This window comes from Chryseobacterium sp. MYb328 (assembly GCF_037572595.1).
GTDB classification, from domain to species: domain Bacteria; phylum Bacteroidota; class Bacteroidia; order Flavobacteriales; family Weeksellaceae; genus Chryseobacterium; species Chryseobacterium pennae.
Window position 1 is genome coordinate 20,732 of the sequence record NZ_JBBGZQ010000016.1, and the last position, 16,783, is coordinate 37,514.

Here is a 16,783-nt window from a genome sequence, read left to right on the forward strand (position 1 = left end):
TTGAGTGCCTTTCTTTTTGGCACTCTTTTTTATTTCTTATCTTTGCAAAGCTAAAAAAAGAACAAAATGTTAAATAATAAAAAGATTGCTGTTGACTTTGACGGAACTATTGTTGATGATGCTTATCCGGGGATTGGGAAGGCAAAGATCTTCGCTTTCGAGACCTTGAAAAGATTGCAGGCAGAAGGATACAGGCTTATTCTTTGGACATACAGACACGGAGAAACATTAGAAGATGCAATAGAATTCTGCAAAAAGAATGGAGTAGAATTTTATGCAGTGAACTCAAGTTTCGAAGGAGAAGTTTTTGATTCTGAAAACCAATCCAGAAAGTTGGATGCAGACTGGTTCATTGATGATAGAAATTTAGGCGGATTCCCTGGATGGGGTGAAATTTACAATATCATTCAGGAAAGAATAGAATTCCGTGTAGAAGGAAAAGAAGTTTTAGCCTATTCAAAACTTAAAAAAGAAAAGAAAAAAGGTCTTTTCTGGTAGAATAAAAAATAACAATTTAACAGTGCACCGATTGAGCAATCATATTGTTACACTGATATATTAATACATTGGTAAATTAATACAATGATTCAATTAAAAACAATAGACGAACTGCGTCTGATGAAGGAGAGCGCCCGATTGGTTTCTAAAACATTGGGAATGTTGGCAAAAGAAATTAAACCGGGAATTACGACTTTATATTTAGATAAGTTAGCACACGATTTTATTAAAGATCATGGTGCTCACCCTGCATTCTTAGGATATGGAGGTTTCCCGAATTCTCTGTGTATCTCTCCGAATGAGCAGGTAGTTCACGGCTTCCCGAATAATGAAGTGGTAAAAGAAGGAGACGTTCTTTCAGTAGACTGCGGAGTAATCCTTAACGGATTTGTGGGAGACCACGCTTATACTTTCGAAATCGGAGAAGTAAAACCAGAGGTTAAAAAACTATTGAAAGTTGCTAAAGAATCTCTTTATAAAGGTATTGAGCAGTGTGTAAGAGGAAAAAGAATCGGAGATATTTCTCATGCTATCCAGAAACATTGTGAAAAAGAAGGATACGGAGTGGTAAAAGAATTGGTAGGACATGGATTGGGAAGACAGATGCATGAAGATCCTCAGGTTCCTAACTATGGAAGACAAGGAAGTGGAAAGGTGATTAAAGACGGTTTGGCTATTGCTATTGAACCTATGATCAACCTTGGAACAGAAAAAGTAAAGTTCCACAGCGATGGCTGGACGGTAACTACTTTAGATAACCTTCCTTCTGCACACTTCGAGCATGATGTAGCAGTAATTAATGGTAAGCCGGTATTGCTTTCCACATTTGATTATGTGTATGAAGCATTAGGGATTGTAAGTGATGAAGAAAAAGCTTTCCAACTGGACTTTTAATGAAAAAGATAACTAAGCTTTTACTGAACAAAATTCCACGTCCGATGCTTATTAAAATGAGCATCTGGGCAAGACCGCTTATTTATCAGTTTTTCAAAGGAGATCAGTTTTATGATCCTATCGATGGAAGATCTTACCGGAAGTTTCTGCCTTATGGGTACGGGAAGCAAAGAGAAAATGCCCTTTCTCCGGGAACCCTGAGTCTGGAGAGACACCGCCAGATGTGGTTGTATCTTCAGAATGAAACCGATTTCTTCATTAAAAGTTATAAAGTTCTGCATATTGCTCCCGAACAGGAATTTTTAAGGAAATTCAAGAGAATGAGCAATCTGAATTATATATCAGCAGATTTATATTCTCCCATTGTTGATGTAAAAGCTGATATTCTTGATTTACCTTTTGAGGATAACAGTTTTGATATCATTTTCTGTAACCACGTTCTGGAACACATTGAAGATGATGCAAAAGCAATGAGTGAACTATACAGAGTAATGAAGCCAGGTGGATGGGGAATCCTTCAGGTTCCGATGAAAAATTCACTGGAAAAAACCTATGAAGATTTTACCATCAAAGATCCAAAGGAACGCCAGAAACATTTTGGCCAATATGATCACGTTCGTTGGTACGGAATGGATTATTTTGACCGTTTAAAAAAAGTCGGCTTTGAAACAGATGCGAACTTCTATTCGCAGAAATTTTCTGAAGAAGAAATAAAGAAGTACGGGTTGAGAAGCAATGAAATCTTACCTTTAGTCTTCAAAAAATAATAAGAAATATAAATATGGATACAAACAAAGCTAAGGCTGCAAAGTATCCTGAAATATAATCAAAAAACAAAACCGTCTTCATATCGAAGGCGGTTTCATTTTTAAATATAGATAGAAGTTTATATTTTTATCTTAGTGTGATGAAGACACAGCTTTTAATCCTACAACAGAACCAATAAGAGTCATAATAAAGAATACTCTCCAGAAGCTTACAGGGTCTTTAAAGAAGATGATTCCCATTAAAGCAGTTCCTACCGCTCCAATTCCTGTCCATACCGCATAAGCAGTTCCAATAGGTAACGTTTGTGTTGCTTTAATCAGAAGAAGCATACTGATAGTCATCGTTATCAGAAAACCGATGTACCAAAGATACATTTCCGTTCCTGATGTCTCTTTTGCCTTTCCTAAACAAGAGGCAAAGGCAACCTCAAATAATCCTGCGATAACTAATATTATCCAATTCATTTTTTAAAATTTTTCTACTGCAAATTTCAGGATTTGAATGGAGAAAACATTTTACAATTGTTAAAAAATGATGTTTTATATAAGAGGGAAGCTTGGAGGCTGGGAGAGGGATGTTTATGGTAGTTGGAATAGGGCATGTTCTGATGTTTAATTAATGGAGTTGTTATTTGAAGGGAAGCTGGAAGCGGGAGGTTATGGTAGTTGGAATGGGGGGTGTTCTGATATTTAATCAATAGGAGGCTTTTTTCATAGGAAGCTCGGAGCTGGGAGAGGGAAATTATGGCAGTTGGAATGAGTGTATTCTGTTGCTTAACTAATGAGAGCTTTTTAGATAAAAGCTATTACTGCTTCCTTTTATTTCAGTAAATAATCATCAATATTGAGATCATGTACAATATAATATCAATAGAAGCGGACTAAAGTCCGCTCTCAATATAAATAACCATTCCTTCGGCTTTAGCCAAAACTTAAAATGACCTTTAGATCAATTAATAAACCAGAGGTGCCTTTACAGACTGCCATAAACTTCCATCCTCCCTCTTCCAGCTTCCATCCTCAAACACATAAATTATTTAATCTCCGCCCGGATTCTGCTCAAACTCACCTGTGTAATTCCAAGATAAGACGCAATATGCCCAAGCTGAACTCTTTTAAGCAGATCAGGTTGATACTGGATAATATCTTTGTATCGCTCCAGAGACGTTTTGAATTGTCTTGAAATAATCAGTTCTTCAGATTTTATCATTTCTGCTTCAGCCAGTTTTCTTCCCCAGTTGGCAATATGAATATCTTCATTAAACAGCTTTTTGAGATTATCCGTTTCCAGTCTGTACAGATCACAGTCTTCCAGTAATTCAATGCTTTCATAACCCGGTTTGTCTTCCACATAGCTTTTCATAGAAAGGACGCATTGACCTTCACTTCCAAACCAGAATGTAATATCATTATCCGATGTGGATGAATAGGCGCGGGCAATTCCTTTCCGGATAAAATAAACGTAAGGAATGACCTTATTGGCTTCCATCAGGCAGTATCCCTTGGGATGGGAAACTTCGGAGATATATGCTTTTAAACGATTTTTCGAATCTTCCGGAAGTGTATAAATCTGGTCAAGAATCTGGTCTATATTCATAAAAGATGAATTCTAATATTCAAAAATATCAGTTTTAGACAATGCAATACAAAATTATTTTGCAGTTTTTGCGAGAAAGGAAGAAAGAGAGTTGTTCATCAATGTATGCCTTGATTAAATAAGAATCATATTAAGTTTTTGATATTCTGTTGTATATCTATGAAAATCTTAGATTTTCAAAACTTAAGTGCCCTTATCTTATAGCATCATTTTAAGCTTTCTAAAGTGAACTTAAGTGTTCAAAAAACTTTTGGGGCTTTATGGTTCAGATATAAAAGTTTAAAAACCTGGAGGCCCAACTTTCTTCAAAAATCTTTTTGAGAAACAAATAACTCTCTTTTTTCTTTTAAATATTGATATTAACCGTAAAGACCAATTTTGTTTTACTAACTTTGCAGTTCGTAATATTATTTTTATGCACAAAGCTGGATTTGTAAATATAGTTGGAAAGCCCAATGCCGGAAAATCAACACTACTCAACCAATTAATGGGAGAGAAACTGGCGATTGTAACGCAGAAAGCCCAGACAACCCGTCACCGAATTTTTGGTATTTATAATGAAGAGGACCTTCAGATTGTATTTTCAGATACTCCCGGAGTATTGGATCCAAAATACGGATTGCAGGAGAAGATGATGGATTTTGTAAAAGATTCCCTACAGGATGCGGATGTATTCCTGTTTATTGTTGATGTAACCGATAAAGCTGAACCTTCCGAATTTTTAATTGATAAATTAAATAAAATCCCTGTTCCTGTACTTTTACTATTGAATAAAGTAGATCAGACTGATCAGGCAGGGCTTGAAACATTAGTAGAAACCTGGCATAATAGGATTCCAAAAGCGGAAATACTTCCTATTTCTGCTCTGAATGCCTTTAATACTGAGGTTATTTTACCTAAACTAAAATCTTTATTGCCTGAAAATCCACCTTATTATGATAAGGATCAGTATACGGATAAACCAGAAAGGTTCTTCGTAAATGAAGCAATCCGTGAGAAAATCCTTTTAAACTATGATAAGGAAATTCCATATTCTGTGGAAGTAGTGACGGAACAGTTTAAAGAAAAAGAAGGAATTATCTTCATTGATTCTATTATTTATGTGGAAAGAGATACCCAAAAAGGGATCATTATCGGACATAAAGGAGAAGCTATCAAAAAAGTAGGAACAGAAGCAAGATTAGACCTGGAGAAGTTCTTTTCCAAGAAAATTCACTTAAATTTATTTGTTAAGGTGAAAAAAGACTGGAGAAAGAACGATAGAGACCTTAAGAATTTTGGCTACAGATAGACTAAAAATGCTGTAAAAGCCCTTGTATTAAAAGATTTTTATTACCTTAGTCTAAATTTTTTAGTAGATGAACTATAATAATTCAAATTCGAGCTCAATACCTAAAGATATTATTTTATTAGTAGTAAGAGTATTTGTGGGTTTTGCAATGCTATCTCACGGATACCCGAAACTACAAATGTTGTTGGCAGGTGGAAAAATCGAATTCTTTGATTTTCTGGGCATGGGACCTCAGATTACTCTGATTCTTACAGTACTTGCCGAATTTGTTTGTTCAATTCTGCTGATATTAGGGCTTTTCACAAGGGTTTCCTTAGGTTTCCTGATCTTTACAATGATCATCGCCGGATTTGTAGTTCATGGAGCAGATCCTTTTGAAAAAAGAGAAATGAGCCTTATTTATCTTTCGGTATACCTTCTTCTGATGATGACAGGAGCCGGAAAAGTTTCTGTAGATCATTTGATTGAGAGAAGAAAAAGGGCTTCAGACTGGTAAAAACATTACAATATATAATCAAAAGAGCATCTTAAGATGCTCTTTTTTATTGGAGTTATTTTTATAAATCTCTTTATTATTAGGGTTTATAGGTGGTTTTTTATACCGAATTTATCTCAAAAATCACTACATTCGTAGAAAATGAATCTATATGAAGATAAAACTGACAATCTGCCTTCTGGCATTTCTCAATTTTTATGATGCACAGGAGAATATTACCTATCAGAAACCCTCTGCCGAAATTTTAAAACTGGCAGATTATGAAAGACCACCATCAGTTCTAATGAACAATAAAAAAGATTGGGTGGTGTTTACTTACCGTCCAACTTACAAAACGTTGGATGATCTTAATCAGCAGGAAATGAAGCTGGGTGGATTAAGGATCAATCCGGTTACCAATATAGCAAGCACTGTTACTTATTTCAACAATCTTAAAGTAAGAAAGTTCAGTGATAAAAATGAGGTTCAGGTGAAGAATCTGCCTGCAGGTGCCAAAATTGCCTATGTGCAGTTTTCACCGGACGAAAAAAAACTCACTTTTACCAATACAACGAACAAGGGAGTAGAGTTGTGGATTGTAGATATGGAAACAGCTACAGCCAAAAAGATTACAGGAGACATTCTGAATGCCAATTTAGGTACTCCGTATCTTTGGTATAATGATTCCCAAAGTTTATTAATCAGAACGCTGCCTCAAAACAGACCTGCTTTGATTGATTCAGGAAAAGATCTTCCCACAGGACCCATTGTCTCTACAGCAGATGGAAAAGTATCCCAAAACAGAACATACCAGGATCTTTTAAAGAATCCGCAGGATGAAAAGAACTTCGAGACATTAGTAACTTCTGAAGTATTCAATGTAGATCTGAACGGAAACCTTAAAAAGGTAATGGACCAGGATATGTATACAGGATTAAGTTTTTCTCCTGATGGAAATTACCTGTTGTCTTCAGTCATTAAAAAGCCATTTTCTTATATTGTTCCGCTGAACAGATTTCCTATGACCACAACGGTATCTGATACAAAAGGAAATACGGTAAAAGTTGTCAATGAAATTCCTCTGAATGAAATTATGCCTAAAGGCTTTTCATCAGTAAGAACAGGAAAGAGAGAAATGTCCTGGAGAAATGATGCTCCGGCTACATTAGTCTTTACAGAAGCTCTTGATGGTGGAGATCAATATAAAACTTCAGAATACAGAGATGAAATTTTTACCTGGGATGCACCATTTACAGCTGCTCCTAAATCATTCTTCAAAATCAAACAGAGATTTGAGGATGTAGATTGGACGAATGACCACTATGCCTTAGTGTCTGAAGAATGGTATGATACAAGAAATACCAAAACATTCCTGGTTGATCTTAACAATGGTGAATCAAAGATAATTGATGACAGAAATTCTCAGGACGTTTACAGCGATCCGGGAAAATTCAATACAGTGAAAAACCAATATGGTAGATCTGTTGTTGATATGAAAGGAGGTAAAGCTTTTCTGATAGGAGAAGGATTTACCAAAGAAGGTCAGCATCCGTTTATTGATGAGATGGATATTAAATCTTTGAAAAAGAAAAGGTTATACACCTCTAATCTTAAAGGCGCTAAAGAAAATATTGTAGATATTTTAAATCCGTCAAAAGGAGAAATCTTAACAACGCAGGAATCTTCAAGTCAATATCCGAACTTTTTCAAAAAGAATATCAAATCTAGCAAAGCTGAAGCGGTAACTCATTTTACCAATCCTTTTGAAAGTATCAAAGATGTTCACAAAGAAGTAATTACTTACAAAAGAAATGATGGTGTTACATTAACGGGAACTCTTTATCTGCCGGCAAACTATGACAGAAAGGCGAAGAAAGAAAAATTACCTTTATTGATCTGGGCTTATCCAAGAGAATTTAAGGATAAGAATACAGCAGGGCAGAGTACTCAGAATGATAATGACTTTACTTTCCCTTATTATGGCTCTTTCGTGTACTGGGTGACTAAAGGATATGCTGTTTTAGATAATGCTGCATTCCCGATCATCGGAGAAGGAAAAACAGAACCCAATGATACCTTTATTACGCAATTGGTAGCTGATGCTGATGCTGCGATTAATGCAGTAGATAAGTTAGGGTATATCGATAAAAAGAAAGCTGCTGTTGGAGGTCACTCATATGGGGCATTTATGACGGCTAACTTATTGACACACTCTAATCTTTTTGCATGTGGAATTGCAAGAAGTGGTGCTTACAACAGAACACTTACCCCATTTGGATTCCAAACTGAGCAAAGAAACTATTGGGATGTTCCGGAGATCTATAATACCATGTCTCCGTTTATGAACGCAGATAAAATGAAAACTCCATTGCTTCTGATTCATGGTGATGCAGATAACAATCCGGGAACTTTTACATTGCAGACGGAAAGGTATTTCCAGGCTTTGAAAAACCTTGGAGCATCAGTAAGAATGGTTCTTCTTCCGAAAGAATCACACGGATATCAGGCTAAAGAGAATATATTTCACGTTTTATGGGAACAGGATCAGTTCCTAGAAAAATGTCTGAAAAAATAATATTAAAGGCTGTCCCATTTCTGGGACAGCCTTTATTTTTACAGAATGACAATGAAAGTTAATTGGAGGATTAAAGAAATTCTAAGATCTCATCAATATTTTTTAATTCCATAAAACGGTCATGTTCAAGGTTTGGATCATGTTGTTCATGACTCCAGGTCACATGGTAAGGAATATGAGCTGCTGATCCTCCGATTTCCAATACAGGCAGAATATCAGACTTAATTGAATTTCCGAGCATAAGGAAATTTTCCGGCTGGCAGTCAAGATGCTTCAGTAATTTTTTGTAATCATTTTCCTTTTTATCACTCATGATCTCAATATGGTGGAAATACTCCTGTAATCCTGAATTTTTAAGCTTGCGTTCCTGATCCAGAAGGTCTCCTTTGGTGGCAACAACCAGCCTGTATTTTCCCTTTAGACTTTCCAGGGTTTCTGTTACTCCGTCTAAAAGCTCAATCGGTTTCTGAAGAAGCTCCTGTCCCAATTCAATAGCTTTGTTGACCAGTCGGAGAGAAGCAGTATTGTCAGACACTCTTCCGATAGTTTCAACCATACACAGCATAAATCCTTTGACTCCATAACCATATAAATGGAGATTTTTCATCTCTGTTTTAAACAATTCCTGAGAGACAGAATGCTGAGGAAGATAGTCTTCAAGCAGTATACAGAATTCTTTTTCGGCTTCCTGAAAATAAGGCTCATTGATCCAAAGTGTATCATCCGCATCGAAAGCTATTGTTGTAATATGATTATTCATTTTTGTTTTGTAAATTTCTGGTTCAAATTTCTGTATAAAAAATAAATCAGCAAAGGACAATTGTCCCGAAGACCTATGTTACGAACAAATCAATCTTTTTTAAGCCATCTGGAAACACTTTATCAAAAACAATCCGGAGAAAATATAGTTCTGGAATCATTCTTCATAGGTCAGAAATTATTAATCCAGGATCACTCTGTTTCTAAAGTAATGCTTATTAAAGAAGGAATTACGAAATGCTACTTTGAAGAAGAAAATGGAAAAGAATACATTGTTGAATTTCTGGGAAGTGGTGAAATCATGGGAGAAGTGGAACTGATTAAAAATATCCCTTGTCTATGCGGTATTGAAGCATTAACGGAAGTTGTGGTATATACGATCAGCCTGTCATATTTTAATGAGTTGATTCAAAAAGATCTTATTTTAAATAACCTATTATTGAATTCCTTTGCAGAACGTATTATCAATACTTCCAGCAGAGCTTCATATCAGCAGCTTTATACTGTAGAACACACATTGACGCAGTTACTTAAAATGCAGTCTAAACAGAATATTCAGATTTCCAAAGAAGATATGGCTGCATATTTAGGGATCACAGTACGAAGCCTGAACAGAATTTTGAAAGATTTGAAATAAATAGTTGTTGGTAAGTGCAAAGATTTTAAACCAACTTTATATCTATTTAAGAGGCAAGAGAATCAAAGATTCTCAGCAGGAAAAATACTTTCAACTTTTTTTTCTATTACAATATTCTAAGTCTCTATGGAACTTTAAAATGGATTTTAAGTACATCAGCTTATAGTTTTTATTAATCCATAAAACTATTCATTCTAACAATATATTTTAGCAGTACATAATTGTATTGAAGATAAAATCATTATACCTTAAAAAATATCCAGTCTTACATTTTATTGTGCCTTTTCGTATTCTATTATGAAAAATAAGGTCAGTCTATTGTTTTTGTTGGTTTTTATAGGGGTTGGGTGGTTTTTATTAATTAAATTTAAATAAACTGTTTAATTAAATAGGGGGTGTTTTTAAATTTATTATTTTTGCATAATAAAATTGAATACAATACCAATGGGGAATTTAAAATTCAGAAATGCAGAATTAGCCGATTTAAATAAAATTGTAGCGATTTACAACTCAACAATTGCTTCGAGAATGGTGACTGCAGACGTTGAAGAAGTTTCTGTAGAAAGTAAAGTACAATGGTTCAGTGAGCATAATACTGAAACAAGACCACTTTGGGTTGTAGAAGATACAGATGGTCAAATGATAGGCTGGGTGAGTTTCAGTTCGTTCCATGAAAGGTCGGCTTACAGTGGTACTGTGGAAGTGAGTATTTATCTGGATGAGAGCTGTAGAGGAAAAGGGTATGGCAAAATGATTCTTCAATATTGTATAGATAATGCAGGAAAATTTGGGGTGAATAACCTGGTTGCACTTATTTTTCTTCATAATAAACCGAGTTTAAAGCTGTTCAGGTACTTTGGATTTGAAGATTGGGGAAACCTTCCTAATGTAGCCGTTCTGGATGGAATAGAAAGAAGCCTTGTAATATTGGGGAAAAAGATTTTTAAATAAAAAGCGACCTTGTTAGGATCGCTTTTATGATTAGTATTACATTGAGTCTCAGAAGGCAGGCTGCTTATCTTTTTCAATATAAACATATCGGCCTTTGATTCCTTTCTGAAGCATTTCTTTTTTACTGTTAAGAGCTTCAATAGATTCTATCGTTTCATTCTTAAAGGTTGATTTTTGCCCGTTCTTTATTCCTTCCGAAAACATCCTTGTAGGGTTTTGATAAATATCTTCGATATACTTATTGAACTTCTCATTGGTGATAGGAATAGCCTGTTTTCCATAATGGGTTTCTACGAAATCCTGAGTATCATAATCTGAACTTAGTTTTTCATTGTTGATAAGCTTATACACAAAATTCTGATCTAGATCTTCCAGCATAAAGATGAGGCCGGGAAGTCCTCTGAATTTATAGGGGCCTTCTTTGATGTTGATCTCATTAGAAAACCATGCAATCCAGCTTCTGCCTCCAAATTCTGTGGTAGCTTTTTGAAGTTTATAACCATTGTATTCTTTGGTTTCAGGGATGACCTGCCATTTCATTTCATCATTTGTTTTTACCACAAAATAGTCAAAAAAATCTCTGTACCAATTATTTTTGAAAGATTCGGGTTTTCTTTCAATTACCTGGTCTGTTCTTGTACTGTAATGCGATATTGATTGGTTGTTTTCTTTATTTTTTACATCATAGTCGGCAAAACTTTTATCATAAAATTTAACAGATCTGGGGCTTACATCCAGATTCATCAGGTTGGTGATGTATTCCTGGGAAGAATCGTTTCGGTATCGAAGTTCGTAAGTGAATCTGTTCGTTTGAGATTGATATAGAGCACCTGCATACAGAGCGAAGATGATCAGTGTTTTTTTCATGCTTATTAATTAATGTCGTCAAAAATAATAAAAAAACGCAGAGTTTTTATCTCTGCGTTTTTTTATTATTATGCTTTAACCTCAATATTTTGTTTGATTCTCTTTGCTGACATATTTAAGAACCGTTTAACAAGGAATACGGCTGAAATCGTTAATCCCAATCCTAGAGCGATCCACATTCCGAAAGCTCCCATTTCCAATGTTACACAGAAGAAATATCCCAGTGGAATGGTAATCACCCAATAGGCAATAAAGGTGTAGATTGATGGAATTTTCACATCCTGTAACCCTCTCAGCATTCCTAAAGCTGTTACCTGGATTCCATCAGAAAGCTGGAATAAAGCTGCAATGATCATCAGCTTTGAAGCCAGGGTGATCACTTCTACTTCTTCTTTTTTCGTAAAGAAAGTAGGCAGTATATTTCTTCCAAGAATGAAGACCAATCCACAGATGCACATGAAAATAAAAGCGATCTTTAAATTATTGATCCCTACTTTTCTGAGTTCCACAAAGTTTTGTTCACCCAGTTTTCTTCCGATCATTACGGTAGAAGCTACACTGAATCCAACACAAAGGTTGAAGGTGAATGAAGCCATACTCAAAGCAATCTGGTGAGAGGCAATATCGTGTGCCGAAATTAATCCGCAGATAAATGCTGCTCCTGCAAAAGCTGTTACTTCGAAAAACATCTGTAATGCGGTAGGCAGTCCCAGTCTTACCATTTTATCAAACATCGCTTTTGAGAAACTTTGGATTTTTAATGAAAAATCCTTGATATAACGTCTCGTTCTCTTTTCCTTCAACAATACAAAATAAAGGAAAACTACCATGAAGATTCTAGAGATTAAAGTTGCTAAAGCAGAACCTTGTACTCCCATTGGCGGAATTCCCCAAAGTCCTTTGATAAAAACGTAGTTTAGAACAATATTGATGATGTTAGCAATAATGGTAGCCTTGGTAACTCCAATTGTATAAGATAAGCCTTCTGAAACCTCACGAAGTGTCTGAAAAGCCATAATAGGTATCATACTGACCACCATAATACTTAAAAAGCCTATCGTATCAGGAATGATCTTCTCTGGCTGCCCGGAATGATAGAGTAGTGGCATTACTGCGAATAATACCAACATAAGAATAACACCCACAGCCATATTGATGATAAAACCATGACTAAAAACAGAATTAATAGTAGCATGATCCTCCTTTGAATGTGCTTCCGAAACCAATGGTGGTATCGCAAATGAAAATCCAAGAGCCAATACAAATATAGAGAAGAACACTGCATTACCTAATGAAACGGACGCTAATGCATCAGCGCCTAAAAGTTTTCCAACAATAATATTGTCAAATAAATTCACTGAAACTTGCCCTACCTGGGTAAGCATTACAGGTAGAGCCAAAGTCAGGCATTCTTTTGTGTAGTTTTTGTTTAAAAATTTCATAATATTTTAAGATTCATATAGTTTATCATTCAAAATAGTCCAAAAAAAAAATTTGCAGTAGTGTACTGCAAATTTTTATAATATTGTAATAATAGCTTTATTATTTCCTTACAAAACTTGCAACGTCACTTTCAGAAACAGTATTTCCACCAAGAATAATCAATCTTTCCACAACATTCCTTAACTCCCTGATATTTCCAGTCCACGAAAGAGCTTTTAAAGCGTCAATAGCTTTATCTTCAAACTTTTTCATAGCAGTACCATGCTCATCAGCAATCATACCAGAGAAATGCTCAACCAGCAATTTGATATCGTCTTTTCTGTCATCCAATGGCGGAACATAGATTTCAATTACAGAAAGTCTGTGGTAAAGGTCTTCTCTGAATTTCCCTTCTTCGATCTCTTTCTGCATATTTTTATTCGTTGCTGCAATTACTCTCACATCAACTTTTATTTCTTTATCGCTTCCTACAGGAGATACTTTACTTTCCTGAAGTGCTCTTAATACCTTAGCCTGAGCGATAAGGCTCATGTCTCCGATCTCATCAAGGAAAATAGTTCCTCCGTTAGCCTGTTCAAATTTTCCCTGCTTATCTTTAATTGCACCTGTAAAAGAACCTTTTACGTGTCCGAAAAGTTCAGATTCAATAAGTTCAGATGGGATCGCCGCGCAGTTTACCTCTATCATTGGTCCTCTTGCACGCTCACTTTGATTGTGAATAGCATGAGCTACCAATTCTTTTCCCGCACCGTTAGGCCCTGTAATCAGAACTCTGGCATCAGAAACAGCTACCTTTTCGATCATATCCTGAATCTTCTGCAAAGCAGGAGAATTTCCGATCATCTGGTATTTTTTATTTACTTTTCTCTTTAGCGTTTTATTTTCTGTCTGAAGGTTTTTGTTTTCTTTCTTCAGGGTTTCTTTTACTAAAGCATTCTTTACACTTGTAATAAGCCTGTTGATATCAATTGGCTTAGAGATAAAGTCGTATGCACCTTCTTTCAGGCAGGAAACGGCAGAATCAATGTCTGCGTGACCTGAAATCATGATAAAAGTAGTTTCAGGCTTTAATAACAGACTCTGCTTCAAAAGCTCGGTTCCTGAAAGTTTAGGCATTTTGATATCAGAAATCACCAACGCGAAATCTTCTTTTTCTACCTGTTTGTAACCTTCAAGGCCGTCTTCGGCAATAACAAATTCATAATCTGTAAGTTCGTCAGAAAGAATACTGTGAAGTACTCCTGAGATTGCTTTTTCGTCTTCTACTATAAGGATTTTTTGCATAGTTGCAAATTTAAATTTTTTGTTTCAATTATTAGCAAAAACCATACCTAAATATTCTATTGAGAATAGTCTCTTCTTCCAAAAATTGCAGATCCCACTCTCACAGAGTTGGCACCACATTCAATAGCCACAGGGAAATCATCACTCATTCCCATTGATAAGGTTTTTAAAGATTTTAGTTGATTTAATTCATCAAAAAGCACTTTTAGAGTTAAAAATTCTTTTCTGATCTGGGACTCATTATCCGTAAAAGTAGCCATTCCCATCAAACCGGTAATTGCAATATGTGGATAATTTCCATCAATATACTGTTGGAAAAGCGCTTTGGCTTCAGAAATTTCAAGCCCAAATTTACTTTCCTCTGCAGCAATTTTTACCTGAAGCAAAACTTTAATGCTTCTATTGTTTTTACCAGCTTCCTTATTGATTTCAGTCAATAATTTTTCTGAATCCACACTTTGGATGGTATCTATAAACGGAGCGATGTATTTTACTTTATTGGTCTGTAGGTGTCCGATCAGATGCCATTGGATATCTTCAGGCATGAGAGGAGCCTTTTCCATCAGTTCCTGAACTTTGTTTTCTCCAAAAACTCTTTGCCCAAGATCATACACCTCCTGAATAGAAGCAACCGGATGCGTTTTTGAAACGGCAACCAGTTGAACATCTGATGTAAGCTGACCTTGTATTGCTTTATAATTTTCCTTAATACTCATACATGCAAATTTCCGAAATTTAGTTCAAGGTTCAAAGCTTTAAGTTGAAAGTGGTGGAAAAACAGATGTTTTCCTATAGGTATATGCTTTTTACGAATTTTTTTGGCTTCACTTTAATGCCTGAATTAATTCAGGATCTCATTGATCTTCGGATACTGAGAGATCTTTCTGAAAACAAACTTGTTGCTTTTCTGTAGTTTCTCAATAAACAGATCCAGCTCATTGATAGAATCAGTGTCTCTAAGGTATTGGTCATGAGTAAGGAAAACCAGATGTCTTGATGTTTTTTCAAGATCGTTCAGAAAGATGCTGTCTACTTTTTTCAGCATGGCTTCATGGCTTCCTTTTAAGGTCATTTTTTGAGAAGGTCTCCATTCAAGATCCCAACCAATGACTTTATAACCTGCTCTTTTAAGACCATCTGCTGCTGCAGTGGAACTTTTAATATCCGTTACATTAATATTGTTCAGTCTCCAGATATTTCTTCCCGGAGTTCTTGCTATTTTATCATGAAGTTTCAGACTGTCTTTGGCAATATCAAAATCATGAACCACGGCATCAGCATTCTTATAAAAATCACTGTATTTGTTATGGGCATGGGTAAAACTGTGATTGGCCAGCTCAATCCTAGGATTTTCCTTTAAAAGGGTAAAGTCATTTTTTTGTTTTGTGCTTCCATAGGCGTGTTTTCCCACTAAAAAAGCTGTGGCACATACATTTCTTTTATCAAGGATCTTTAAAAGATTTTCTGTTCCCTGATTGGGGCCATCGTCGAAGGTAAGGTAGATCACTCTTTTATCCGGATCTACGTTTTCATCGTCCATCGTGGGAACTGTTTTTGCGGTAGGATGTTCCGGTGAACTCATAGTGTCGTTCACGTCACTTTTAAAATTACAGCTGTTTAATACTACTGAAGTTGCACTCATCAATGCAAACATCCCGAGAAAAGTCCTGTTTTTTGACTTTCCCGCAAAAATTTTTCTCATAAAGGTAATGGAAATTTAAATTGTTAAAAATCGTTAAAAATAACGGTAGAATGTTAACAAATTATATGCCATATTTCTCAGTAATTTTTCTTTTTAAGTTTATTTTAAGAACTTTATTTTAAAGGTGATTTCCGTAAAATTACTGATTGTTGTGAGATGGTTTTGTTTTCTGTAATTCTTAACATTTATAAATATTAAAGCGATAGTCTTTTTCTATTTATGTTGAAGTAATAATATTCTTCCTTTACTTGGGAATTATTTTATTTTAACAAACGTAAGACATATTATGAGAACGATTTTGACAGTATGATATTTATTTTAAAATGCTTTTCAGGTACAAAGCATTTTCAATGGCAGCAGTTCCCCATGTATTATTAAAGAATATAAATACAGTCTGTTGGGTACTTGCTGTACTTTCTGCAAGATGATTAAGAAAACCTTCGGTATAAGCAGATTTGTAGAGAACTGGTTTTCCATGAAGTCTATAGTATATTACCTCAGAATGATTAATGATAATGTCTTCAGGAAGATTTCCGGGAAAACTTACTCCTGAGAATACAATATTATTGCTTTTTAAAAGATCAAAAATCTCCTTCTCCCACCAGGATTCGTGACGAAACTCAATAACATTTAAAAATCGATTGTCAATATTGTTAATGATCAAATCTATATTTTCCTGAGTATGTTTAAAAGAGGGTGGAAACTGATAAAGGAAGCCGGAAAGTTTTTGTTGAAGATGTTTATGAATATGTCTGCAGAAGACGGTGATCTCATCTTTTGAATCTGCAAGACGTTTTTGATGGGTAATTGTTTTAGGAATTTTAATAAAAAACCTGAACGATCCGTGTGTTTCGTTATGCCATTTTAAGAGTGTCTTGGCAGTGGGTATTCTATAGAATGTAGAATTGATCTCTACGGCATTAAAAGTTCTGGTATATAAGGAAAGAAAATCTTTACCGGGGGTATTCTCAGGATATAAAGACCCTTTCCAGTCATTATTATAAAACCCTGAGCATCCTATGTAAAGATTTTCTTTTTTCATG

At 35.3% G+C, this 16,783-nt stretch carries 17 protein-coding genes; 8 read left to right on the plus strand and 9 right to left on the minus strand.

Annotation, left to right across the window (positions count from 1 at the left end):
- Window positions 1-66 precede the first annotated feature (66 nt).
- The 3 genes from WH267_RS15680 (at window position 67) to WH267_RS15690 (ending at window position 2,159) form a co-directional block, all read left to right on the plus strand.
- Window positions 67-498: a BT0820 family HAD-type phosphatase gene (locus WH267_RS15680; protein WP_115968919.1), complete on the plus strand. Its 432-nt coding sequence runs from the start codon at window positions 67-69 to the stop codon at window positions 496-498.
- An 84-nt stretch (window positions 499-582) separates the two neighbouring features.
- On the plus strand, window positions 583-1,392 hold the full coding sequence (gene map / locus WH267_RS15685) for a type I methionyl aminopeptidase (protein WP_340009557.1): 810 nt from the start codon (window positions 583-585) through the stop codon (window positions 1,390-1,392).
- On the plus strand, window positions 1,392-2,159 hold the full coding sequence (locus WH267_RS15690; RefSeq protein ID WP_115968917.1) for a class I SAM-dependent methyltransferase: 768 nt from the start codon (window positions 1,392-1,394) through the stop codon (window positions 2,157-2,159). Before map ends, WH267_RS15690 begins: the two co-directional genes overlap by 1 nt.
- A gap of 132 nt (window positions 2,160-2,291) precedes the next feature.
- Here WH267_RS15690 and WH267_RS15695 read toward each other — a convergent pair whose 3' ends face one another.
- Both WH267_RS15695 and WH267_RS15700 read right to left on the minus strand, forming a co-directional pair.
- Window positions 2,292-2,624 (minus strand): DMT family transporter, encoded by a 333-nt coding sequence (locus tag WH267_RS15695; RefSeq protein ID WP_340009559.1) that lies wholly within the window; start codon window positions 2,622-2,624, stop codon window positions 2,292-2,294.
- A 568-nt stretch (window positions 2,625-3,192) separates the two neighbouring features.
- Window positions 3,193-3,756, minus strand: coding sequence for a Crp/Fnr family transcriptional regulator (locus WH267_RS15700; protein ID WP_340009561.1), 564 nt, complete (start codon window positions 3,754-3,756; stop codon window positions 3,193-3,195).
- Window positions 3,757-4,171: 415 nt separating this feature from the next.
- Here WH267_RS15700 and era point away from each other — a divergent pair, with 415 nt between their 5' ends.
- From era to WH267_RS15715, 3 genes are all read left to right on the plus strand, one after another.
- The gene (gene era / locus WH267_RS15705) at window positions 4,172-5,047 is read left to right on the plus strand and encodes a GTPase Era (RefSeq protein WP_068943071.1); all 876 of its coding nucleotides are present in this window, start codon (window positions 4,172-4,174) and stop codon (window positions 5,045-5,047) included.
- A gap of 67 nt (window positions 5,048-5,114) precedes the next feature.
- Window positions 5,115-5,543, plus strand: a complete 429-nt coding sequence (locus WH267_RS15710; RefSeq protein ID WP_340009565.1) for a DoxX family protein — start codon at window positions 5,115-5,117, stop codon at window positions 5,541-5,543.
- Window positions 5,544-5,694: 151 nt separating this feature from the next.
- Window positions 5,695-8,097 carry an alpha/beta hydrolase family protein gene (locus WH267_RS15715; RefSeq protein WP_340009567.1) on the plus strand — a complete coding sequence of 801 codons (2,403 nt, stop codon included), beginning with the start codon at window positions 5,695-5,697 and terminating at the stop codon, window positions 8,095-8,097.
- Window positions 8,098-8,167: 70 nt separating this feature from the next.
- Here WH267_RS15715 and WH267_RS15720 read toward each other — a convergent pair whose 3' ends face one another.
- On the minus strand, window positions 8,168-8,857 hold the full coding sequence (locus WH267_RS15720; protein WP_340009569.1) for an HAD family hydrolase: 690 nt from the start codon (window positions 8,855-8,857) through the stop codon (window positions 8,168-8,170).
- A 75-nt stretch (window positions 8,858-8,932) separates the two neighbouring features.
- On the opposite strand from WH267_RS15720, the gene WH267_RS15725 reads away from it, so the two are divergent.
- Both WH267_RS15725 and WH267_RS15730 read left to right on the plus strand, forming a co-directional pair.
- Window positions 8,933-9,493, plus strand: coding sequence for a Crp/Fnr family transcriptional regulator (locus WH267_RS15725; RefSeq protein WP_115968912.1), 561 nt, complete (start codon window positions 8,933-8,935; stop codon window positions 9,491-9,493).
- 444 nt (window positions 9,494-9,937) lie between these two features.
- Window positions 9,938-10,444, plus strand: coding sequence for a GNAT family N-acetyltransferase (locus WH267_RS15730; RefSeq protein WP_340009572.1), 507 nt, complete (start codon window positions 9,938-9,940; stop codon window positions 10,442-10,444).
- 48 nt (window positions 10,445-10,492) lie between these two features.
- On the opposite strand, the gene WH267_RS15735 is transcribed toward WH267_RS15730, so the two are convergent.
- From WH267_RS15735 to WH267_RS15760, 6 genes are all read right to left on the minus strand, one after another.
- Window positions 10,493-11,311: a GLPGLI family protein gene (locus WH267_RS15735; RefSeq protein ID WP_340009574.1), complete on the minus strand. Its 819-nt coding sequence runs from the start codon at window positions 11,309-11,311 to the stop codon at window positions 10,493-10,495.
- 68 nt (window positions 11,312-11,379) lie between these two features.
- The gene (locus WH267_RS15740) at window positions 11,380-12,753 is read right to left on the minus strand and encodes an MATE family efflux transporter (RefSeq protein WP_340009576.1); all 1,374 of its coding nucleotides are present in this window, start codon (window positions 12,751-12,753) and stop codon (window positions 11,380-11,382) included.
- Window positions 12,754-12,853: 100 nt separating this feature from the next.
- Window positions 12,854-14,038 (minus strand): sigma-54-dependent transcriptional regulator, encoded by a 1,185-nt coding sequence (locus tag WH267_RS15745; protein WP_115968908.1) that lies wholly within the window; start codon window positions 14,036-14,038, stop codon window positions 12,854-12,856.
- Between the two features lie 56 nt (window positions 14,039-14,094).
- Complete coding sequence (locus tag WH267_RS15750; protein WP_115968907.1) at window positions 14,095-14,754, minus strand: YggS family pyridoxal phosphate-dependent enzyme; 660 nt, start codon at window positions 14,752-14,754, stop codon at window positions 14,095-14,097.
- 125 nt (window positions 14,755-14,879) lie between these two features.
- A complete protein-coding gene (locus WH267_RS15755) occupies window positions 14,880-15,740 on the minus strand; it encodes a polysaccharide deacetylase family protein (protein ID WP_340009579.1) in 861 nt (286 codons plus the stop codon).
- 313 nt (window positions 15,741-16,053) lie between these two features.
- Window positions 16,054-16,782, minus strand: a complete 729-nt coding sequence (locus tag WH267_RS15760) for a DUF72 domain-containing protein (protein WP_340009581.1) — start codon at window positions 16,780-16,782, stop codon at window positions 16,054-16,056.
- Window position 16,783: the final 1 nt, after the last annotated feature.